This is a genomic window from Fictibacillus iocasae, assembly GCF_042665465.1.
GTDB classification, from domain to species: Bacteria; Bacillota; Bacilli; order Bacillales; family Fictibacillaceae; genus Fictibacillus; species Fictibacillus iocasae.
The window spans coordinates 41,264-62,319 of record NZ_JBHTCP010000051.1 but is presented as its reverse complement, the minus strand read 5'-3'; the positions used below and the strand labels follow the sequence as shown (position 1 = coordinate 62,319).

Below are 21,056 nucleotides of genomic sequence, written 5' to 3'. Positions count from 1 at the left end.
TACCTCTTTTTCCATTTTAAGTTAAGGATATCAAAGAATTTCATTTTTTCGTTAATTTACCAATAAAAGGTTGTTAACGACATCAATGTCATTTATAATAATGACATTGATGTCGATTTTATTTTACTGAAGGAGGGAACATGTATGAGCAGCACCAAGCCGTTATTGTCACTTGCGCCTTACCGTTATTTAATTTCTGCACAGCTCATTTCCAATCTTGGAGACTGGCTGTCCATCATGGCAATTTTCACAATGGCCGGGCTTAAATGGAACGCTACACCGCTCGAGATGTCTCTTATTCTGTTGTCACTCGCTGTCCCGATGACCGTTCTCGGACCGGTTGCGGGAGTATTAGCAGACCGCACAGAACGGAAAGTGCTGATGATCGGATCAGATCTTGCCAGGGTTTTCGTCATGTTATTATTCATTTCCGCTTCAGAAGTTTGGCATGTTTATATTCTGATGTTCTTACTCGGTGTTTTCTCGGCGCTTTTTAATCCCGCTAAAAACGGGAAGCTGAAGGAAATCGTACCTGATGAACATATGCAGCAAGCTAACTCAATCAGCTCAATCATTGAGAACGGAACAAAGATCGTAGGTCCTGCTGCAGGCGGCGCGCTCATGACGTTCATAGGCACTGATGTGATTTACATGATCGATGCCGCAACTTTCTTGCTGTCAGCACTGCTGCTTATGAAGCTTCCTGTACGAAAACATAGCAGGAAGCAGATTGATAAAGATAAAGTGAAGACGGCATTCTGGAGCGAGCTGTCAGAGAGCCTGACGTTTATAAAAGGTGTTCCCTTCATCTTTTACGGGCTGTTTTTAACGTTTGTCGCGATGTTCGTGATCCAACTTGCCGATTCTCAGTTTGTCACGCTTTTTCGCGAATTAAAAGAAGTGTCGCCCAGTCTTCTTGGCGCAGTGATGACTTCCTCAGGAGCAGGCTTTCTTGTTTCCGGGCTTCTTTTAAGCAAGCTTGAAATAAAAAAGCCAGCGGCCGCCATGGCTGCGGGCATCATCGTCTTGGGCGCGGGGTTTGGTCTTGTCGGATACCTGACCTACCTGCAGGCACCTTCCCCTTATTTCTGGGCATCGGCGGTTGTGTTTGCCACAACATTCGGAGCAGGCTTCATGTTTATCCCGTTTCAGACAGGCGTTCAGCAAAAAACACCTGTAGAGATGAGCGGCCGTGTGTTTGGCACGGTTGGAAGCGTGACGATGTTTGCAGCGATCATTGGTCCGCTCGCAAGCGGCATCATCGGCAACATGACAGGTGTTCTTCCACTCTTTTTGACTTCAGGTTTTGGCCTCGTCTTCATTGGTATGGTAGCATTAATATTAAGACGGCATTTGGAAAAGGATGAAGAACATGGCACCGAAAGTATCCGAAGAGCACAAGGAACAACGACGACTTAGCATTTTAGACGCGGCAAAAGAGATTTTTACTGTGAAAGGATATAACGCTTTTGTCATGCAGGACGTAATTGAGGCGACAGGTATGAGCAGAGGCGGCGTCTATCAATATTTTTCAAATAAAGAGGAGCTATTTCTGGCTGTTCTGGAACTGTCACAAGAACGTTCAAAAAAAGAGATTAACGACATCATCGAAAGTTCCAAGCCAATATGGGAAGAATTGAAGGAGATGGCAGAAGAGTTCAACGATATACAAGAAGGCGATTACAGCTTTGGAGCAGCTCAAATAGAATTTAATCTGGCAGATCGTCATTTGCCTCACAAGCAAGAATTTATGAAAAAAAGGATGAAATGGGCGATGACTCTCTACACAGACCTGTTTAACGAAGGAGTCAGCCGCGGTGAGTTCTCTCCTAAAGTGCCTCTTGAGCACATCGCCAGTTATCACATTACCTTTTTAGATGGATTAAGTATCGAAAGAATCTTCCTGAAAGCACAAGAGCTCTCCATTAATGAACAGATTACGTTGTTTCTCTCTCACTTAAAGACGATGTTAGGTGTAAAGGAAGCTTAATAAAAATAACTAAGGAGCCCATTAAAAACGGAGCTCCTTTATTTATTATGACTCTTCATCCACTCACATAGCGCACGTGTGATTTTCCGGTTCTCAAGCGGCGGGAACGCATGGTGAAACTGCGGGTATATCCATGCTTCGTGAGGTTTGTCGAGTTCAGTCAAGCACCTCTTCAGTGTGAGTGTATGCTCGACAGATACATTGTCGTCCCGCATCCCATGAATCATAAGCAATGGAACGTTCAACTTCTCACAATCATAGACTGGGGATCTCCATCTATACCTTTCCTGAAATTTTTCTGGCGTCCCGCCGATGACCCGCTTCATCATCCGCCTCATGTCTTCTCTTTCTTCATACGTTAACGCCATATCGGTCACCCCGCCCCACGTTACGGCAGATTTTATTTCGGGGTATTTTATCGCTGTGAACAGCGCCATCGGTCCGCCTCTCGAAAAGCCGAACACATGCATGTCCTCTGAATCGACGTTCGGCAATTGCTTCAGCAGCTCTAAAGCTGAAAACGCATCTTCACGGTCATCACCAGCAAAATCCTCGTTTCCCTCGCCACCTTCATTTCCACGGTAATAAGGCGCCATAACAGCAAATCCTTGAGAAGCAAACTGGACGATTCGAGGAATGCGCACCATCCCGACTTTCTTAATGCCGCCTCTTAAATAGATCAGTCCGGGAAATGGGCCGCTGCCGTTCGGCAATGCGAGTAAGCCTTTCACCTTCAGTCCGCTGCTCATGTAGGTCACTCTGTACAACCTTATACGAGGATTGGGCGAGGGAAAACGCTGCTTCTCGATTATCGTGCCGTTTTTCATGGAACCCTCCTTAGAAGTAGGCAAACACACATTTCAATCTTGTTACATAATGTATCGCATAAGGCTGTTATCAGCTTACCTTTATGTACGAGGAGGATCTGTATGAAGCGGAATAGGTTGAAAAAATGGTTCGTGTTCCTCAGCATCGCCGCGATGTTCTCATCCTTGCTGCTCGGCTGCAACAATGACAGTGATTCGCTCAAGAAAGTGCGCGTGGCTGAGGTAACACGGTCTATCTTTTATGCTCCCCAATATGTAGCGATTGAAAAAGGCTTTTTTAAAGAAGAAGGCCTTGATGTTGAGCTTACCACGACTTGGGGTGGAGATAAAACGATGACGGCTCTTCTTTCCGGTGGAGCGGACGTCGCACTTGTCGGATCGGAAACTTCGATTTATGTATACGCCCAAGGCACGAAGGATCCCGTCATCAACTTCGCTCAGCTTACACAAACAGACGGCACCTTTCTTGTAGCAAGAAAGAAGCCGGAATTCTTCTCTTGGGACCAGCTGAAAGGCTCGACATTCCTCGGCCAGCGCAAAGGAGGAATGCCGCAGATGGCTGGAGAGTTCGGCTTAAAGAAGCATGGCATTGATCCGGCAACTGATTTAACGATGATCCAGAACATTGATTTTGCCAATATCGCGAACGCGTTTGCATCTGGCACGGGTGATTACGTCCAGCTGTTTGAACCCACAGCATCTCTCTTTGAACAGAAAGGCATCGGCTATGTGGTCGCATCATTTGGTGCGGAATCAGGTAAAATTCCTTATACCACATTTATGAGCAAGGAAAGCTATTTAAATGAAAACAAAGAAACGATGGAAAAGTTTACGAGAGCGATTTATAAAGCCCAGCTTTGGGTCGAGAACCATTCTGCAGAAGAAACGGCTAAAGTGATCGCGCCCTATTTTGAGGATACCCCGGTTGAGCTGATCGAAACCGTAGTAGACCGGTATAAGAGCCAGCACAGCTATGCGCTGAATCCGATTTTGGACGAAGAGGAATGGAATAACCTACAGGACATCATGGATGAGGCGGGCGAACTTCCTAAACAAGTAAAGCATGATGTTCTCGTAGATACGAAGCTTGCGGAAAAAGCTGTCAAATAGACAAAAGTAAGGAGGTAACAACGTGGCCTTCCTGCAAATCAAATCGGCCGGGCAGATCTATTTCACGAAGCATTCGGCCACTCCTGCACTTGAAGACATCTCGCTGTTGGTGAAAGAGGGCGAGTTCGTCTCCCTTCTCGGCCCGAGCGGATGCGGCAAATCCACATTGCTCTCCATCATCGCTGGGCTGCTGCAGCCAACAAGCGGAAGCGTGCTATTAAAAGGAGAAAAAGTAACAGGGCCTCACCCTAAAATCGGCTACATGCTGCAGCAGGATTATTTGTTTCCATGGAGGACGATTGAGGAAAACATTCTGCTCGGCTTAAAACTGAAAAAGGAATTAACACTCGATAAAAAAAGTGATGTGTTTGAGCTTTTAAAACAAACGGGACTTTCCCATACTCGCAGCTTATATCCGTCTCAGCTTTCGGGCGGCATGCGGCAAAGAATTGCCCTTGTAAGAACGCTCGCCACAAAGCCTCAGCTCCTTTTGCTTGATGAGCCGTTCTCCGCTCTTGATTACCAGACAAAGTTAAAACTTGAAGACTTAGTATCTGATACGCTAAAGAAGCATCAGAAAACAGCTGTGCTCGTCACACATGACATCGGTGAAGCCATAGCGATGAGTGATACGATCGTCCTTCTCTCAACAAACCCTGGAAGGCTGTTCCGAACGTTTCATGTACCTGCCTCATTACGAAGGCTTACTCCTTTTGACGCGAGGCAGCATGCGGACTTCCCTCTTCTATTTCAGCAAATTTGGGAGGAGCTGGAACAAATTGAACAAAATGACCATGAGTAGTGCACATGCCGAGTTTTTAAAACAGGCAAAAAAAGAAACCCGTGTCATCCGGATTGTCCAGCTGGCGATTTTCATCGGATTTTTCAGTCTATGGGAGCTTTCGTCTAGGACGGGAGCCATTGATCCGCTCCTCTTTAGCTCCCCCACTCGTATTTTCAACCTCTTTCTTACGAAGTCAGCGGACGGATCACTCTTCGTGAATACAGGCATCACACTGTTCGAAACGGTTCTTGGATTTATACTCGGGACACTGTTCGGAACCCTCCTAGCCGCCCTGTTCTGGTGGTCGCCATTCGTCTCAAAGGTCATGGATCCGTATCTTGTTATATTAAATGCCATGCCTAAGGTCGCCCTTGGCCCCATTTTGATTGTCGCACTCGGACCGAATATGAGCTCCATTATCGCGATGGGAATCCTCATCTCTGTGATTATTACAACCATTGTTGTATTCACAGCATTCCGGAACGTCGACCAAAATTATTTAAAAGTCATTCAATCGTTTGGCGGATCAAAAAAACAGGCGTTTTTGGAGGTTGTTCTTCCTGCATGCTTTCCTACGATCGTTTCCACTTTAAAGGTTAACGTGGGGCTTTCGTGGGTAGGTGTCATCGTGGGTGAGTTTCTCGTTTCCAAACAAGGGCTAGGATACATGATCATCTATGGCTTTCAAGTATTCAACTTCACCTTGGTGCTGCTCAGTCTAGTCGTGATCGCCTTTTTGGCCACGATCATGTACCAGTTAGTCGAGCAAATTGAAAAAAAACTGATCCGAAGCCGCTAATTAAACCATGCAACAGCAGTCAGACCAGTTCTTTCTCTTTTAAATAGTGTAAACTTTCGAGGAGGACCTGGTCTTTCATCATAAAGCTGAACTTCTTGTCCGTCTGCAAAGCATCCGGAAGCGCTTCAAACAATACAGGTCCATTTGTTTCATAATAACGCTGCTTGATCAGCAGTTTGTCTACGATAGCAAAATAAATATTTTTGACGATGATTCCGCCTTTGCCGTCAACATGATATTGCCCAATGTAACGCAGTTGTGCTACGTGTCCTCCTGTTTCCTCAAACACTTCTCTCACCGCAGCGTCATCCGCTGTCTCACCAGGCTCAACTTTTCCGCCCGGAAACTCAATTCCGCGTCTTGGGTGTTCAGTCAGAAGCCACTGATCCTTAAAACGGCACAGCACCCATACATGCCTAGGGTCTCGTGAAAAAGGATGATCGGTGAACGACAGCTGTACTTGGTTGTCATAATAATCTTTGAAAGTGATAATCTCCATTTTCCTGCTCCATCTGAATCATTTCCTCTATTTTAATTAAGCTACGTCATAAAGTCCAATTTAAGATAGCGTCTGTTACCAATAGTATGGCTCGATTCAGAGCAAAACACACACCTTAATGCACATTTAAGAAAGTGATCTTCCATTGGTTATTTATTCGCTCTGCCCCAGCGGTAATTTCATAGGAACCATACAGGTCATTGTTTACTTTCTGTGACATGTGGTAGGAATCTTCATTGATCTTGGACATTTCAAATTCCTTGCCTTGTTCAAACCATGGTGGAAGTTCAGTCGGTATAACATACAGACTGCCGCCTTTTTCCTGATACAATCCGTTCACATAATACTCAGCTACTTTCTTGCTAGAGATTTCGCTCAGTTCATTCACGAGTTCAGATTTGCGATTATATTTCAGCACCTTATAGTTTTCATCCGTTTCCTGCTTCAGCCTGTTCATAAATTCAGCCGTTATCGCCTCAGGATTAAGTTCAGCCCTTTGGGGAGTATCTTCTGCTATCGCTGTTTTTTCTTGGATTCCGAGTGTATGTGATACATTGGACGAGTCATGAATAATGTTAGGTGACATAACGAACAGAAAAGCGATAATAGCCAAAATCGCAACTAGCTTTTTCAATGAAGTCCACCGCCTTATCATCGTTTTATTACTATAATGTATTCCTTGTCCCACAAGTTCTAAACCCTTTTTTCAAGAAAAAACAGATCATTTCTTAAAATCCAGGAGACTTTCCGCTCTTTCTGCCTGCTTTTCCAACTTCGTAAAGACCTGTTGCAGCAAGTCCTGCAATTGCACCAGACCATATTCTCATTTCCGCTCCCATATTAGCAAAAGGAAAACCAAGCAAACCTGCTGAAATACCTGTAAAAAAGCTGAATAAGGGTATATATTTCTTACGGATCGTAATCGTTCGCTTAGCGAGCTCCACCAAACCCGTTACGAACGGAGCAAGAAACGATGCAAACAGCAGAACGTCCTTCATAGCCTGACCTCCTATTCCAATAAAATGAAAAGTAATGTTTTAGTATGTATTCCCCTTTGAAAATAGGTTTCCTTCTCTTTCATGCAAAGACTTTTAGCCCTCACACGACGAATTTCGACGCATACACTATATTTGTTGGAAATAGTGTTATTCCTTTTGCATTGGAACATACTATGGAAAAAGAATGGAAGACTGGAGTGAATAACATGGGCGAAAAAGATGATTTATATCTTATACAGCTGGAGTCCAATAAAGTCTCTTGGTGGGAATACGCCAGAAAAGTGGCACCACCTAAAAGACCAAACGAATACTTAACCTACTGGTCCTTTCTGAGAAACAAAGGAAAGCTTCCAAGGAGAATTGTTAAAGAAGCAGAATGGCGAATGGAAGCAAGGCGCAAAGGCTTGCTCGATTCTTAAAGAATAACGTTAATTTTAAAAAAATCCCCGCTATCCTTTGGATACGGGGTTTATCGTTTTTAAAGACGGCTGTTATGTAGCTTTTTGTACAGTTTATACAAGTTCTTCGCCTTCTCTTCGTCCATAGAGGTGTTTCCGTTCTCAAGGTCTGTCAGTTCTGCATCCACGATCTCTAACGCGTACCTTTGATTGACCACTGCTTCCACGAGCCACTCTTTTTCCTGTTCTGTTAACCGCAAGCTTTCCATTGCTTTCACCCCTCTAAGCTTTCTTCCTTCATTATACAAGGCAAGCTTCAGAAGTTCTTTACGAAAATTCTGGTAACTTTTAAAAAGTGGTGTTTGTCAGTTGTTGACGAAACAACCATACTTTATCACTACTTGCTTAGAAAATGAGTCCTTCATCCTAACAGATCCTCATCCACGCTGTTGTTTTTTCTCCATTCATTCTCAAGTTCAGACAACGTCCAGTCCTGCAGGTGGCGATGATCTTCCATCCCCATCATCCCTTTATGCAGAAGCTGTTGTATGAGAAAAGCCTTACGTCCTTCAACCGCTTTTCTGAGTGCGCCTTTTTCAAATTCCATGTGCAGTTCACTCCGTGTTTTTTTCTTCAGTATGAACACTATACGAACACGGCATACCTGAATGTTGATGATTCGTCCACATGATGTATTGTCACCATGAAAAAGGCCCCGCCACAAGAGGACAGGGCCAGACGAACAACATTCACGAGACAGATTTTTTCCATTGTTCATATACAGATGACGGAGCGTTCCAGCAAAGCCATGAAACCATTGTCTTGATTCCTTGCTGACTGACATGCCAATATTCATAACGCCTTTTTGACAGATTATCATATATGCCTGATGCGTTTACCCAGCCGTCCATCTAAACCCCTCCTCAAATGATATGAAATACTAATTCTTCCTGTACAATATGCTTCCCTTTTTTTCTTGTTTGCTAACTTGCGACAAAAGGTAACAATAATACAGGAGCTCGTGTTTAATGTGTGTCATTTTAACCAAATTATTCCGAAAGGAGGGGGATTCTTGAATTCATTTTTTTCACAGCCAACTTTACAACTTGCCCAATCACTTATCGGCATGGAGCTTGTCCATGAAAGCAAAGAGGGGATTACTTCTGGCATCATCGTTGAAACCGAAGCCTATATGGGTCCAGAAGACCGTGCTGCTCACTCATATGGAGGAAGGCGGACAAAACGCACCGAGGTGATGTTTGACCAGCCTGGATCCATTTATATGTACTTTATTTACGGCATGCATGTTTGCTTCAACATTGTCTCTGGACCGCCTGGGAAGCCCGAGGCGGTGCTGATCAGAGCACTCGAACCAGTGTCTGGCATAGCGTTGATGGAGAAACGAAGATATTCCAGTTGGAAACGTTCACCTGCTCAAGCAAGAAAGATTATGCATTTAACAAGCGGTCCCGGCAAGCTTTGCCAGGCAATGGGACTTGGCTTGGAATTATACGGCTCCAAAATGAATAAAGGCCCCGTGTTTTTAAAAGAAAATAAAAAAATCCCCGCCAGCATGATTGAGGCAGGGCCGAGGATAAATGTTCATTATGCAGGTGAGGCAGCCGAATACCCATGGAGATTCTGGCTGAGAGGCAGTCCTTATGTCTCAAAAAGCTGACTGCTGCGGCTCGAATAAGTATTCGCTCCTTGTATGTCATCATAAGAAACAGAGTGGGGACGGCTCTCTTGTATAGACTTTAACGTTTCATTTACAGAATAGATCATGGCGATTACCTGGTGCTGTTTGTTTTTTTGCCTGTATTCGAATATCAAATACCAAACAGCTGTATAAAGAGCTGTTTTCAGAAAAAATTCTGCATTTAAAGAGCCATTATGCGCCCATTCGGTTGCATAAGTTAAAAGTACACCTGATAGAAAGGCAGCACTTATCGTAGATAGAAAGGAAGAGCTGAGTGTTCTTCTGCGAGCTTTTAAATACAGAAGAACATCGTTCAGTTCTTCTTGATTAAAACGAAGCAAACGGCTTTTTGCCGCTTTTGCATTATCTATGATTCCTTTTGACGTTTCAAGATCCCATACGTGTGAAAGGAACAGTTTATATTCCGCTGTATTGGAAGAAGGGACGAGCATTTTCTTATGTACAAAATTATGAAGCGAATAGAATTCTACCGCTCTTTCAGCAATGCGCAATAGAAGGAAGAAAACGAGGATGGCTGCTGCAAAACGAAAGGCAAAATATCCTGATAGATGTTCCCCCAATTTATATATGGGATAGAGCACGTCCAATGCTTTAACAGAAAGAAGCTTTAATGTAATTTCGAGAAGTTCAGTCAAACGATCCAAGAAATCAACCCCTGTAATATTCTTCATTAATACTACCATGAACAGCTACCTTTATGGGATAAATTTACTCAGATTTTTACTGTTAGCTCATCTTAATGTATCAACATTTTTATTAACCTGTTCTTTTACACAAGCAAAATAGTTGTCATTTAACGTGAGTTTAAATAAAACCTGGCTGGCTTCAAGCCTTTAACATGGCAGTGTCGAACTCCTTTGCAGTTAAAAAGTTATGCTTTTAAAAGTAAAAATAAATAAAAGCCGCAGAAATCGCTGCGGCTTTTCATTTCATATTATTCATTCATGGCGGATTTAATCTTAGGTGTCTCAATGACGCCATGTTTCTCTTCTGTCTTCGCGACAATTACAGCACACGCTGCGTCACCGGTAATATTAACAGCCGTTCTCATCATATCAAGAAGTCTGTCAACACCGAGAATAAGAGCGATTCCCTCTACAGGTAGCCCAACAGAGTTTAATACCATAGCAAGCATAATTAGGCCGACTCCAGGCACACCTGCCGTACCGATACTAGCTAGGACAGCCGTTAATACGACTGTCAGAAGCTGAACCATTGTCAGGTTCTGATCATAAACCTGTGCGATAAAGATAGTCGCTACACCCTGCATAATCGCTGTTCCGTCCATATTGACGGTGGCACCTAATGGCTGTACGAATCCACTGATAGGTTCAGGTACATCCAGGTTATCCTGAGCCGTTTTCATCGAAACAGGCAAAGTGGCGTTTGAGCTTGACGTACTGAATGCTACCGACATCGCAGGTGCGAATCCTTTAAAGAACCAAATAGGGCTCTTTCGTGCAAATAATGCGATGGAACCGCCATAAGTGACAATACTATGAATCACTAATGCTGCAATGACAATCCCCATATAAAGCCCCATTGCCTTCAGTGCGGGGATTCCTTGTCCTCCGACGGCTGATGCGATAAGCGCGAAAGCTCCATATGGCGCGAAACGCATAACAAGATTAACAAGGAACATCATGATATCGTTCCCTTGCTCCACAAGATCCAAAATTCCTTTCGTTTTGCTGCCAAGCATCGTTAAGGCGAAGCCCACAAAAATCGAGAAAACAATGATTTGCAGCATGTTGCCTTCCGTCATTGCCTGAACCGGGTTAACTGGAATCATGTTCAGCAATGTTTCAGAAACAGGAGGAGCTTCCTCCGCTTTAAATTCTGCACCCGAAGTATCAAACGTTCCCACATCACCTGGTTTAAACGTAAGTGCAAGTGCGATACCAATAATAATGGCTAGCGTAGTTGTTCCTAAAAAGTAGCCGATAGTTTTTGCCCCGATGCGTCCAAGCTTTTTGGGATCTCCCAGACCCGCAGTACCTAGAACAATGGAGAAAAAGACGATCGGCACAACGAGCATTTTAATCAGGTTAAGGAAAATGGTGCCGACAGGTTTCAAGAAAAATTTATCGACTTCCGGAAAAATGCTTGGAGCGGCAAGGTTTAGTATGAGACCTGCTGCGACACCAAGAGCGAGCGCGATTAAGATTTTAGACGATAATTTCATATACATAACCCCTTTCGTATTTTTATACAAATCTGCGAAATTGAGAGGCATAGTGCGCTAAATAAAAACCCCCGAAAATTGAGAGACTTTTCGCGGGTTCACAAGCACATTTAAGGCTTAATCCTTCTCTCGAGAACGCTTACGAGGTTAGCTGTCGGATTAGGAAATGAGAATATCCCCTTTGCAAAAAGCAAATTCATCCCAGGCTTTTAAAGCCGTATTGATTGGTTCCCCCGTTCAAAAATTTGAATAATCATTCAAACTTGACTCAGCGATTGCAGTATGACGTATGTGCTGTCATTTTACCGTTTTTGTCGAATTTTTGTCAAGAATGCTTTTATGTAAACTATTCCCACATCCGCGCGCGTCGCATAGGAAACACTTTCCTATAGGTCTATATACCTTATTACCCCTATAACGAAACATCTATATCGAAAACTGTTAAGAGTATGTGTTTATTAACCGGAGGAGGAAAACATACATGAAAATTGTATTTTACGAAAAAGGCGATCTTAGCATCATAGTAGGTGCATCCCGTCTTAAAGGTGAATTGACTATAGAACAAATTAAAACGGAAAGCGAAAAAAAGGCCAAAGAGCTCGGCAGTCTGTTGGGCCGTGAGATCGGATTTATGATCGATATGAACGGAAAGCTTGAAACCCCGATGGGCAAATAAAAAGAACGGAAAAAGCGGCCATGTCAGCACTTTCTGACATGGCCGCTTTTTTTAAGGAGACCAATGCTTCGCGACCCATGTTCCCATTTTCTCATACCCTCTTGTATTGGGATGGATCGAATCCGAAAAGTATAAAGGCTTCGATATGTTCACGAAAAGCTTTTCTGTCGGAATGTATAGAGATAACGCTGTTTTATCCGCCACCTTTTTGATGGTTTCATTCCATGATTGAATGATGGGTCCATTTTTCGTATCATATCCATCCCCGAAATAGGGATTATACAGCCCCAATATATATAGTTTGGCAGATGGATTTTGTTTGCGGATGATGGCCGTGATATCTGTCAAATTTTCTTCCAGTTTTTTCTCGCCCTCACCCATTTTGTTCAACGGAAGCTTTTTAAAGTTCCACTTGGCGGTTTGCCTGTAGTCGTTCGTACCAATAAAGACAAATACCGTGTCTGCTCTCTGGATCGAGCGGAGAACGGCTCCGCTGCCCAGCTGGTGAAGAAGCTGATCGGACCTCTGACCGCTGATCCCGAAATTATTTAGCGAAACTGGTCTCCCTGTTCTTCTCTCCATCGCATCGGTCACGAATCCAATGTATCCTTTTCTTGAAGGGTCACCCACTCCGTAGGTGAGGGAATCACCTAGTGCGGTAACCCGGATTGGCTCGTCCTTTTTTTCTTTATATTGGCTAAAATATAAACTTCCGAAAAAAAGAGCAGCTAATATTCCTCCGGCAAGCATCCATCTTTGCAATTTGGTCAATTGATACTCTCCAATCGTGCAATTTTTATTGTCTAAATTAAAGCAACAAAATGGAGAAATATCAAGCAAGTATGCTCTTAAAGCCTGTAATCCTCCGGGGATCCTTCATAGTTTTCCCAAAGGTTGGCTTCGTCATAGTCAAACGTGTCTTTTTTTACAAAAATCTGCAGCAAAGCGACCACTCCTCCGCATAACAAAAATGCCGGCAGCAAAGAAATCATAAACAGTCCCATTCAATCCCCCCTTGTCTAACCATATATATTGATGTTCTCCGCCAATTATGAATCACGACTTGAATTAACGGATACATAGCCATTTTGGCTGGCCGGCTGCCGTTTATCTGAATTTTTTAATGTTTAGGAAATGTATACTTAAAACGAATGAAACCAAAGGATTAGGGTATAAAAGGAATGTAGGATTAAAGGGGGAGAACGATGGGCTTTTTATTTATTTTTCTCTATTTCATCATCATAGCGGCCGTTATTGAAATCAACGTCATCATATTCAGACTGACTGGACTTGAAAAAGAAGTCTCTCGCTTCCAAGTGATTTCCATGCTGACTGGAACAGGCTTCACCACAGGAGAATCTGAACTCATCCTCGGACATCCAGTAAGGCGCAGGTTAAGCATGTTTCTCATCTTATTCGGAGCCTTTTCACTGGCCGTTATCATTTCCTCCATTTCGAATATACTCGCCGACGAGTTTCGTTCGCTGGAACTCGCCTTCATTGCAGCCGGTCTGTTCATCATCATCCTTTTTCTGCTCATACCTGCTGTTAAGAAGAAGCTGGAACGGCTATTAAACCAAACGATGGAAGAAAAGTTCGATTTAATTGATTTACCTATACGGGATGTACTTTTAAAAGAAGATAACGATCATTTAACAGAGGTTTACATACATGATGGCTCTCCTTATATCGGAAAGAGCATTTGCGATGTGGAAGAGGAAGGAGATCATTTATCCATTCTTTTTGTGACACGAGGAGATCTGATTATAAAGAAAAAAAAGGAGGCTTCAAAACTTCAGGAAGGCGACAAATTACTAATCTTCGGTGATAGAAAAACGATTGAGGATTTATTTAAAGAGAAGAACGATGAGAAGGACAGTGCGCATTAAGCCGGCTGTCCTTCTTTTTCCACACTATGTTTTATAAAACTGCTGCCTTTTATTTTTTTCGCAGCCGCTTTTTGCTCGGCAGCGATAGCGGACAGTTTCGTCATGGACACTGTACAATCAGAAACATTTAAAAGAACAAGAGAGATGGATGGAACGAAGGGCAACTCTTCTAAGTCCAGCTTTGTTAAGATCTCTTCTGTGAATGGCAGCAGCATTTTATTAAATTCCTCTAGTAAAGCAAGGCAGATTTCATCTGAGCGATGGTTCATCGTGATCATGATAAAATCATCTCCGCCGATATGGCCAGAAAAATCAGATGACGTGCCTGTCGAGTACATGACCTCCTCAATGATACAACCTACTTTTTTAATTAATTCATCGCCTAACGAAAAACCGTAGCAGTCATTAAATTTCTTAAATTCATCTAAATCGGCGTAAATGAGTGTGAATGGCTTTCCTGCCTGCAGTTTGCCATTAAGCTGATTTTTAATTTCTTTATTGCCTGGCATGCCTGTCAGCGGACTCGCATCCTTCAATTTTTCATTATTTAGCGATGTTAAATGGTCAAGGATCATCTGGATTGAAACGGTTCCGATATACCCGTTCATATCATTAACGATAATATAATCATACATTTGTTCCGTATCTCGAGTCACAGCCTTTTGTGCTACTTCTTCAATGGATTCGTCCGTCATGACAACAAGGAACTCTTTATCCATTAATTTAGAGACCGGCTTATCCCAGAACAACGACATGCCATAAGGTTTGGCTAGCTGGCGGTTCAGCTTATCGCGCATCACAAGGCCGACAGGAAAATTTTTTTCCGTTATCACCGCTCCTGCTTCCCCCGATACCGTATCAAGAATGGTGGAAACATGCTTTACCCGTTCATCTGGCCGAAAATCCTGGGAGGTTTGAGCGAGGCTGCCGATGGTCCAATCATTTCGTTTACGAACATCCCCTTTCTCTTTTTTCTTCAAAATCAATTTCTCTGCCTTCTCATCCACTTTCTTAGGAGGAAAAGACGGTTTAGCCAGAAAGAACCCTTGGCCATATTCCACGCCCAAATCGCAAATCATCTTCAGCTCTGCGCTGTTCTCAATTCCTTCAGCAATGACTTTACTGTTCATTCTTTTGGCAAAGGAAACAAACGTCTCCATCATATTTTTCTTAACGATGTTGTTATGTATATCCTGAACGAGTGACCGATCAATTTTGATATAATGCGGCCGCAGCTCGGAAATAGCCTGCAGAGAAGAATACCCTGCCCCTGCATCATCAATCGCAATTTCAAATCCTTTTCTCTTAAATTGATCCAGCGCTTTTTTAACGACAGAAAAATCATGTATTGCTGTTCTTTCTGTAATTTCAAAAACGATGTTTGCATTGTTGAGTCCACATGACTGTACAAAATCCCTCATCGTATCAGGCTGGAAGGCAGGATCAAAGATGACCGGTGCAGAAACGTTTATGAACAATTTCTGTTTCGGCAGCAAAAACAGCTTCCCTCGATGAAGGGCCAGCTCTCTGCATGTTTTCTCCAGTACATATAGAAGGCCTTCATTTTCAGCGTATGAAAACAAATTTAGAGGCTGAGCAAAGTGCGTATCTCTTTGCCCCCTGCTTAACGCTTCATAGCCATATGCTTCTGATGTAGTCAGCGAAACAATCGGCTGAAAATGAGTTTGAATTCGATTGTGGATGATCAAATCCTGAAACGCCTCTTTTAGCTGTCCATTTTCTACTTCCAGCGAATTCAGCTTTGCCTGTCTTAGCAAGAACTTAATTGAAATATAAACTGCTCGTTCTAAAGTGGTCATTCCTTCAGTGAGCAGGATCGTATAGCTTTGATGAAACTTGATCGTGATGCCAGTATGTGAATAATAGTACGCAATCTGTTCGTGAAGGAAAAGGTTAATCTTGCCTACAATGTCCTTAAGCCTTTCGTTCATGTTCAGCCGCTTATCCAATTTCACATAAATGAAAAAATCATCCCCTACAATCCGATGGATGTAAAAGATTTCTGGATGCTTTTGTTTTAATAAACTAAAGGCATGCTCTAAGAGCTGAAGAATATCTCCAGCCTTTTTCAGGCCGTGTTTCCTCTCAATTTCTGTAAACTTAATAATATCCAGATAAATTATGCCAATTTCGTTCTCTTTTACATGTTCAGATAAATGCTTTACCATTTCATTCTGTACTAAGTACTCCATACTAAAGCCCCCTTTTGGATGCTCCTTTCATAGTATCAAAGTACTATTTCCCTTATTGTCTATTATTGTAATTTTTATGTAAAAATAAAGGCTTCTTAAAGTGAAAAAACCTCCTGATGGAGGTTTTCATTAGTGTATGTGTTTGATATGCGGAGGAACAAAAGTCAGTAGCAGAGAGATGATCTTATTGTACTGTTCCGGTGATACATCAATTCCGTCGTTTTCAAGTATTTCTTCTTTCAGCTGAATAATGAAATCGGCACGCTCTGGCTCATATTCATAAGCACAATACTCAATCGTATTCAATAGTTGCAAAAGCTGGTCGTTCCTATTCGTTATATAATATGTAGGTTTCAACCGAAACACCCCCTGGTATTAATTATTAGGGATATATGGTCATTTTCCTACAAAAACAATTCGTCAAATGCCGACATATCTTACTTTTACTGGATAATCAAGCCTTAAAGCCTATTGCAAATGTAAAAACGTGTCGAAAAATAGGTTTAAAAGAGTGTTTTTGTCTATTTATGTGCGTACTAAAAGTTTTAAATGCGTACAAAAATACCACTAATATTTTAGTTGAATAATTTCGATAGAGCAGCAAAGGGGGATGGTGTCTGGTCACTCTCTGGTTTGCTTTGGTAAACGAGCTTCTCTGGCTCAAACATTTTAGATTCCAAATAAGAGGTTGGATTTTTCATCAAGGTAATCTGCTGGAAGATCGTTTTAAAAATTTTAACGGTGTTAATGGCATCATCAAGTGCACGGTGTTTATTCCCATCCTGTGCAGCCCCAATTTTCTCGAGAGCTCTTGATAAACCATAGCGAAAGCCCTTTTCACTTTCATGCAGCATGCTGAAACTGAACTGCAAATCGTTATGATTGACGATCCATTCTGTATTGGTTTGGTGGAACGTTGAATCTGTAATCAAAGCCCACTTATCCTCCGGTCCCCACGAGCATAAATAATAATCATCTGATCCAATCCATCGCCGGAACATCTTTACCGCTTCCTCAAATGACGGAGCGTTTGCCAAGTCTTTGTTCGTGATGCCCGTTAAGCTCGTAATCCGGCTGCTCAGCTGGTCCGCTTTTGGACGGATAAATGTTTGGAACTGTTCCTTCTCCTGAAGCCCGTTCTCCGTCTCCACAACCTTAACGGCTCCAATTTCAATAATTTCTGACAGCCTGTTTGTCATTTCCAAGTCATAAATGATATATTCCACGATTCCACCGCTTTCTCTGCCCGTAACATCTTTACATGTCATATTTTAGTAGAAAAAAGCTGATTAGAGAAGAGGCTAAACGTATTCTCTCTAAAGAATATGTAGCTTAGCGCTGTATATTGCCTGTCATTGCAAAAAGGAGAACCCTTTTCCAGGTTCTCCTTTACAGCCGGTTCGTTGTCTTGCCATGAAAAGAATGTGTATGTCCGCTCACTTCAGTCAGCTGTGCTGATACTAAATGATAATGGCCGCCGCCTCTTAATGGGATTGGCGAACTTGTGTATCCTTTAAATGTGTGGCAATGTCCGTCTTTCCCTTTACATTCTCCTTCAAAATAGTGAATGTGATCATCCATTCCTCCGACCATTGGAGAAGTGCTGATGGCCAGTTCATGAGTATGGTCACTGCCGCCAGATGTTATTGATTGAAATTTATGGATATGAGGTGCCTGCTGCTGCCAATACAATCTTCTTTCCAGCCTTTTATCCAAGAAACTCCCCCCTTTCTAACACATTATTCGGGATGTTGAAACTTCGCTACTGCATTCTTTTCCATTGAGGATTACGGCTATTGCTTGTAAGATAAATAAATAGCACGAGAAAAAATGAAGGATAAGAGGGATTAACATGTTGAATAAGCTCCTAATGCTAGCCCTGTTTGCTATGCTTCTGTCAGCTTGTGAGGATAAGACAGAATCGGCTGCTATAAAGTCTCCCGAGAAGAATGTCAGTCAATCAGAGTCTGAAGCAGGCCGTAAACCTGATTCTGACAAAAAAACAGATGCGCCGTCAGATGAGACCACGGTTGTAGACGAAGAAGATGAAGAACAAACGAAGGTGAACCATGCCCCGCTCTCCAGTGATTACATTATTGCAGCAAGCCAGCTGGCGGGCTTAAATATGCCGGCTGCTGAAGCGTTACTTGGAAAGCCGGAAAGAGAAGAAACCATCCAATTCCGCTATGCAGGAACGAACGACTTTGTGCCTGCGGTAACAAAGCACTATATGAATGGACAGGCAGCGGTTACCTTTGTTGAGAAAACGGCTGCGCGTATCGTGTTCACCCCGAGCGGCCCGATCCCATTTGATGACGAGCTTAGTAAAGCCCTTGAACAGGCAGGCATTCCAGGAGATGCTGAACCTAAAGAAGAAACCGGCACAGCCTCCGTTTTTGAGAATGTAGGCGGTGTTTACTCGGTCACAGCATTTAAAAAAGCCGAATTGGTAGATTACTTGTATATCATCTTAGAAGAAAAATACAAATAGACTCCTTAATTCGTATATAGCGGGCACAGCAGGACAGTGATGCATTACTGTCCTGCACAGAAGAAATTCAGCAAACTATCTATTCTCAGGACAAATAAACTCCTGCTTTGTGTGCTGAAATCCGCACTTGTCCCCGTTTCTCCCATTTTGCTCTTCGCATATAGTATAGGGAGGAGAAAGAAGGCTTCTCACTAGCAATAGGAGAGTGAAATAAGTGGGCAAGTATTATTCTAAGAATTTTACTTTGTACGTTGTGCTGTTCATCCTGCTTGTGATTGTAGGAGCCGTTACTTGTGGCGGCGGCTGCAACTATGGCGGAGTCGTCTGCTATCCAGCGTACGGATATATGAGCGCTTACCCAGGCTACTGGACGTAAGCAGCACACAAAAAGCTCCGTGAAACGTTCAAAAGGTTTCACGAAGCTTTTTTCTTTTTTAGTTTAATTGGCATCTCATTATGAGGTGTACGGTAATAAGAAATTCTGTCAAGAAATTAATGTGCATATAGTGCAGCCGGCTTCCCTCACAATCTCGTGTTTCCTTCTTCTTTCAAACCGAGTGCAGGATAGTCGGCGATGATGGTTACGTTCGGGTGGGTTATTAATGCGGTGGCAGGAACCTTCTCATCCGCTTTGCCTTCAAGCAATATGTTGACCGCAAGCCTTTTACTCTCGCCTGAAGCGAGCAGGAGGATCTCCCTGCTCTTCAAAATGGTTCCGATACCCATCGTGATGGCATGTGTTGGCTGTTTCACGTTCAAAAAATAGCTGGCGTTGGCAGTTAATGTTGACGCGGTAAGCTCTACAACATGTGTTTTGGAAGAGAACGGCGTCATCGGTTCGTTAAACCCGATATGTCCGTTCTGCCCGATGCCAAGCACTTGCAGCTCCACTTCACCAAGCTGCTCAATAACCTTTTCATACCGTTCACATTCCAGCACCAAATCCTCTGCTTCACCATCTGGAAGATGACAGTTTTCCGGCAATATTCCAAGCGGTTCAAAGACATGCTTCTTCATATAAGAATGATAGCTTTCGGGATGCTCTGCTGAAATGCCAACATACTCATCAAGATTTACCGTTCGGACCATTCGGAAAGACAAATGTCTTTCTTTCGCGTTTGCCACCAGCTGCTTATACGTACCAATAGGAGTCCCTCCTGTCGCAAATCCTAGCACAGCATTAGGAACGCTCTGAACTTTGGATTGAATGATTTCTGCTGCCAGACGGCTCATCTCTTCGTAATCTTCAACCGCAATCACTTTCATCTTTCATTCGCCTCCTATTTCATATGCCTTCTTTCCGCAACAATATGTCGCCAGCACGGCTCCATCACTTCGTATGATGGTGAGATCAGCATCTTTTCCTTTGGCAAGGCTTCCTTTTCTATCAAAGATTTGGAGCTCCTTCGCTGGATTCTCACTCGTCATCTTAGCGATTTCTTCAAACGAACAGCCTGTGAACGTGATGACATTTTGAACCGCATCATTCATGGATAATACACTTCCTGCTAATGTCCCATCTGAGAGCATGGCTTTCCCGTCTTCAACCTTAACTGCCTGCCCGCCAAGCGTATACATACCATCACCGAGACATTTCGCACGCATTGCGTCTGTAACGAGGACAAGCTTGCTCGATCCTTTCAGCTTGTATGCCATTTTCACCATCTCTTTGTCACAATGAACCCCATCAGCAATGATTTCAGCCATTATCTCGTCAAGGAGCAGAACGCCGCCTGCGGTCCCGGGGTCACGATGATGGATCCCTCTCATCCCGTTGTATAAATGAGTACCATGTGTCACACCTGCTTCCACACTCTTTACCACCTCGTGATAGTCCGCATCAGAGTGCCCGATCGACGCGATAATCCCCTTACTTTGTAGATAAGAGGCAAGCTCATAGCCGCCTGGTTCTTCCGGTGCGAGCGTAACGAGCTTGACGTGATTTTCAGCCGCTTCATTATAGCGCCGAAACGTATCGACATTCGGAGCAATTATAAAATCCTTCGGCTGCGCACCAGCACGTTTTGGAGAAATAAACGGACCTTCGAGATGAATGCCAAGCAGTTCTGCTTGTCCAGTTGGCTGATTTTTCATATACGCAGCTGTTTTCGAAAGGGCATTCGTGATCACGTCCTCTCGTTCGGTCATCGTTGTCGCAAGAAATGATGTTGTTCCTTCTTTCGGTAGCGCCCGGCTTATTTTATGCAGTGCTTCTTCTGTTCCGTCCATCACATCAGCACCAGCCGCCCCGTGTATATGAAGGTCAATCATTCCAGGCAGCAAAACCGATCCATCAGGTAGATCAACGGCAGCGGTTAGTGGATCAATCGTGTCTGGCTTTTCTTTTCCTACATAGGAAATCGTGGAACCCTCAACTAAAAGCCAGCCTCGTTGCACTCCTCCCTCCATCATCATATCCCCTGAAAATAGAATAGCTTTCGTCATACTCACACTCCCTCTATAAATATTGATTTATC

General features: G+C 43.3%; 28 protein-coding genes and 1 riboswitch. Of the genes, 11 read left to right on the top strand and 17 right to left on the bottom strand.

The window, feature by feature from the left end:
- Window positions 1–144 precede the first annotated feature (144 nt).
- The gene (locus ACFQPF_RS16740; RefSeq protein WP_379751070.1) at window positions 145–1,419 is read left to right on the top strand and encodes an MFS transporter; all 1,275 of its coding nucleotides are present in this window, start codon (window positions 145–147) and stop codon (window positions 1,417–1,419) included.
- Window positions 1,373–1,990, top strand: coding sequence for a TetR/AcrR family transcriptional regulator (locus ACFQPF_RS16735; protein WP_379751068.1), 618 nt, complete (start codon window positions 1,373–1,375; stop codon window positions 1,988–1,990). Before ACFQPF_RS16740 ends, ACFQPF_RS16735 begins: the two co-directional genes overlap by 47 nt.
- A 38-nt stretch (window positions 1,991–2,028) precedes the next feature.
- Here the strand turns inward: ACFQPF_RS16735 and ACFQPF_RS16730 are convergent, their stop codons facing one another.
- Window positions 2,029–2,817 carry an alpha/beta hydrolase family protein gene (locus ACFQPF_RS16730; protein WP_379751066.1) on the bottom strand — a complete coding sequence of 263 codons (789 nt, stop codon included), beginning with the start codon at window positions 2,815–2,817 and terminating at the stop codon, window positions 2,029–2,031.
- A 102-nt stretch (window positions 2,818–2,919) separates the two neighbouring features.
- Here ACFQPF_RS16730 and ACFQPF_RS16725 point away from each other — a divergent pair, with 102 nt between their 5' ends.
- Genes ACFQPF_RS16725 through ACFQPF_RS16715 form a run of 3 tightly spaced genes read left to right on the top strand, consistent with a single transcriptional unit; the run spans window position 2,920 to window position 5,510 of the window.
- Entirely contained in the window at window positions 2,920–3,927 is a 1,008-nt protein-coding gene (locus tag ACFQPF_RS16725; protein ID WP_379751064.1) for an ABC transporter substrate-binding protein, read from the top strand.
- Window positions 3,928–3,949: 22 nt separating this feature from the next.
- A complete protein-coding gene (locus ACFQPF_RS16720) occupies window positions 3,950–4,729 on the top strand; it encodes an ABC transporter ATP-binding protein (protein ID WP_379751062.1) in 780 nt (259 codons plus the stop codon).
- Window positions 4,716–5,510: an ABC transporter permease gene (locus ACFQPF_RS16715; RefSeq protein ID WP_379751300.1), complete on the top strand. Its 795-nt coding sequence runs from the start codon at window positions 4,716–4,718 to the stop codon at window positions 5,508–5,510. The genes ACFQPF_RS16720 and ACFQPF_RS16715 overlap by 14 nt, the downstream gene beginning before the upstream one ends.
- Window positions 5,511–5,529: 19 nt before the next feature.
- Here ACFQPF_RS16715 and ytkD read toward each other — a convergent pair whose 3' ends face one another.
- From ytkD to ACFQPF_RS16700, 3 genes are all read right to left on the bottom strand, one after another.
- On the bottom strand, window positions 5,530–6,003 hold the full coding sequence (ytkD, locus tag ACFQPF_RS16710) for an RNA deprotection pyrophosphohydrolase (RefSeq protein ID WP_379751298.1): 474 nt from the start codon (window positions 6,001–6,003) through the stop codon (window positions 5,530–5,532).
- A 121-nt stretch (window positions 6,004–6,124) separates the two neighbouring features.
- A complete protein-coding gene (locus ACFQPF_RS16705) occupies window positions 6,125–6,643 on the bottom strand; it encodes a hypothetical protein (RefSeq protein ID WP_379751060.1) in 519 nt (172 codons plus the stop codon).
- Between the two features lie 94 nt (window positions 6,644–6,737).
- Window positions 6,738–7,007, bottom strand: coding sequence for a holin (locus ACFQPF_RS16700; RefSeq protein ID WP_379751058.1), 270 nt, complete (start codon window positions 7,005–7,007; stop codon window positions 6,738–6,740).
- A gap of 206 nt (window positions 7,008–7,213) precedes the next feature.
- Here ACFQPF_RS16700 and ACFQPF_RS16695 point away from each other — a divergent pair, with 206 nt between their 5' ends.
- Window positions 7,214–7,426 (top strand): hypothetical protein, encoded by a 213-nt coding sequence (locus ACFQPF_RS16695; protein WP_379751056.1) that lies wholly within the window; start codon window positions 7,214–7,216, stop codon window positions 7,424–7,426.
- A gap of 59 nt (window positions 7,427–7,485) precedes the next feature.
- Here the strand turns inward: ACFQPF_RS16695 and abbA are convergent, their stop codons facing one another.
- From abbA to ACFQPF_RS16680, 3 genes are all read right to left on the bottom strand, one after another.
- Window positions 7,486–7,674: an antirepressor AbbA gene (gene abbA, locus ACFQPF_RS16690; protein ID WP_379751054.1), complete on the bottom strand. Its 189-nt coding sequence runs from the start codon at window positions 7,672–7,674 to the stop codon at window positions 7,486–7,488.
- A gap of 152 nt (window positions 7,675–7,826) precedes the next feature.
- Window positions 7,827–8,012 carry a Fur-regulated basic protein FbpA gene (locus ACFQPF_RS16685; RefSeq protein ID WP_379751052.1) on the bottom strand — a complete coding sequence of 62 codons (186 nt, stop codon included), beginning with the start codon at window positions 8,010–8,012 and terminating at the stop codon, window positions 7,827–7,829.
- A 142-nt stretch (window positions 8,013–8,154) separates the two neighbouring features.
- On the bottom strand, window positions 8,155–8,316 hold the full coding sequence (locus ACFQPF_RS16680) for a hypothetical protein (protein ID WP_379751050.1): 162 nt from the start codon (window positions 8,314–8,316) through the stop codon (window positions 8,155–8,157).
- 161 nt (window positions 8,317–8,477) lie between these two features.
- Between ACFQPF_RS16680 and ACFQPF_RS16675 the strand changes: the two genes are divergently transcribed.
- Window positions 8,478–9,083, top strand: coding sequence for a DNA-3-methyladenine glycosylase (locus tag ACFQPF_RS16675; RefSeq protein ID WP_379751048.1), 606 nt, complete (start codon window positions 8,478–8,480; stop codon window positions 9,081–9,083).
- On the opposite strand, the gene ACFQPF_RS16670 is transcribed toward ACFQPF_RS16675, so the two are convergent.
- The gene (locus tag ACFQPF_RS16670) at window positions 9,065–9,808 is read right to left on the bottom strand and encodes a hypothetical protein (RefSeq protein WP_379751046.1); all 744 of its coding nucleotides are present in this window, start codon (window positions 9,806–9,808) and stop codon (window positions 9,065–9,067) included. The two genes, ACFQPF_RS16675 and ACFQPF_RS16670, sit on opposite strands and share 19 nt — an antisense overlap.
- 251 nt (window positions 9,809–10,059) lie before the next feature.
- On the bottom strand, window positions 10,060–11,310 hold the full coding sequence (locus ACFQPF_RS16665) for a dicarboxylate/amino acid:cation symporter (RefSeq protein ID WP_379751044.1): 1,251 nt from the start codon (window positions 11,308–11,310) through the stop codon (window positions 10,060–10,062).
- A 121-nt stretch (window positions 11,311–11,431) separates the two neighbouring features.
- A riboswitch (cyclic di-AMP (ydaO/yuaA leader) is annotated at window positions 11,432–11,594 on the bottom strand.
- 197 nt (window positions 11,595–11,791) lie between these two features.
- On the opposite strand from ACFQPF_RS16665, the gene ACFQPF_RS16660 reads away from it, so the two are divergent.
- A complete protein-coding gene (locus tag ACFQPF_RS16660; RefSeq protein WP_379751042.1) occupies window positions 11,792–11,986 on the top strand; it encodes a hypothetical protein in 195 nt (64 codons plus the stop codon).
- A gap of 51 nt (window positions 11,987–12,037) precedes the next feature.
- On the opposite strand, the gene ACFQPF_RS16655 is transcribed toward ACFQPF_RS16660, so the two are convergent.
- On the bottom strand, window positions 12,038–12,757 hold the full coding sequence (locus ACFQPF_RS16655) for a GDSL-type esterase/lipase family protein (RefSeq protein WP_379751040.1): 720 nt from the start codon (window positions 12,755–12,757) through the stop codon (window positions 12,038–12,040).
- 77 nt (window positions 12,758–12,834) lie between these two features.
- Window positions 12,835–12,990 carry a hypothetical protein gene (locus ACFQPF_RS16650; protein ID WP_379751038.1) on the bottom strand — a complete coding sequence of 52 codons (156 nt, stop codon included), beginning with the start codon at window positions 12,988–12,990 and terminating at the stop codon, window positions 12,835–12,837.
- Between the two features lie 201 nt (window positions 12,991–13,191).
- Here ACFQPF_RS16650 and ACFQPF_RS16645 point away from each other — a divergent pair, with 201 nt between their 5' ends.
- Window positions 13,192–13,875, top strand: coding sequence for a TrkA C-terminal domain-containing protein (locus ACFQPF_RS16645; RefSeq protein ID WP_379751036.1), 684 nt, complete (start codon window positions 13,192–13,194; stop codon window positions 13,873–13,875).
- On the opposite strand, the gene ACFQPF_RS16640 is transcribed toward ACFQPF_RS16645, so the two are convergent.
- The 4 genes from ACFQPF_RS16640 to ACFQPF_RS16625 all read right to left on the bottom strand — a co-directional run bounded on the left by ACFQPF_RS16640 (window position 13,872) and on the right by ACFQPF_RS16625 (window position 17,804).
- Window positions 13,872–16,088: a GGDEF domain-containing protein gene (locus tag ACFQPF_RS16640; protein WP_379751034.1), complete on the bottom strand. Its 2,217-nt coding sequence runs from the start codon at window positions 16,086–16,088 to the stop codon at window positions 13,872–13,874. The genes ACFQPF_RS16645 and ACFQPF_RS16640 overlap by 4 nt on opposite strands.
- 129 nt (window positions 16,089–16,217) lie before the next feature.
- The gene (locus ACFQPF_RS16635) at window positions 16,218–16,445 is read right to left on the bottom strand and encodes a hypothetical protein (protein WP_379751032.1); all 228 of its coding nucleotides are present in this window, start codon (window positions 16,443–16,445) and stop codon (window positions 16,218–16,220) included.
- A 218-nt stretch (window positions 16,446–16,663) separates the two neighbouring features.
- Complete coding sequence (locus ACFQPF_RS16630) at window positions 16,664–17,314, bottom strand: 3'-5' exonuclease (protein ID WP_379751030.1); 651 nt, start codon at window positions 17,312–17,314, stop codon at window positions 16,664–16,666.
- A 163-nt stretch (window positions 17,315–17,477) separates the two neighbouring features.
- Window positions 17,478–17,804: a YmaF family protein gene (locus tag ACFQPF_RS16625; RefSeq protein WP_379751028.1), complete on the bottom strand. Its 327-nt coding sequence runs from the start codon at window positions 17,802–17,804 to the stop codon at window positions 17,478–17,480.
- A 136-nt stretch (window positions 17,805–17,940) separates the two neighbouring features.
- On the opposite strand from ACFQPF_RS16625, the gene ACFQPF_RS16620 reads away from it, so the two are divergent.
- Window positions 17,941–18,579: a hypothetical protein gene (locus tag ACFQPF_RS16620; protein ID WP_379751026.1), complete on the top strand. Its 639-nt coding sequence runs from the start codon at window positions 17,941–17,943 to the stop codon at window positions 18,577–18,579.
- 214 nt (window positions 18,580–18,793) lie between these two features.
- Window positions 18,794–18,955 carry a YjcZ family sporulation protein gene (locus tag ACFQPF_RS16615; RefSeq protein WP_379751024.1) on the top strand — a complete coding sequence of 54 codons (162 nt, stop codon included), beginning with the start codon at window positions 18,794–18,796 and terminating at the stop codon, window positions 18,953–18,955.
- 146 nt (window positions 18,956–19,101) lie between these two features.
- On the opposite strand, the gene nagB is transcribed toward ACFQPF_RS16615, so the two are convergent.
- The gene (nagB, locus tag ACFQPF_RS16610) at window positions 19,102–19,845 is read right to left on the bottom strand and encodes a glucosamine-6-phosphate deaminase (protein ID WP_379751022.1); all 744 of its coding nucleotides are present in this window, start codon (window positions 19,843–19,845) and stop codon (window positions 19,102–19,104) included.
- A 3-nt stretch (window positions 19,846–19,848) separates the two neighbouring features.
- Window positions 19,849–21,024, bottom strand: a complete 1,176-nt coding sequence (gene nagA / locus ACFQPF_RS16605; RefSeq protein WP_379751020.1) for an N-acetylglucosamine-6-phosphate deacetylase — start codon at window positions 21,022–21,024, stop codon at window positions 19,849–19,851.
- Between the last annotated feature and the right edge of the window lie 32 nt (window positions 21,025–21,056).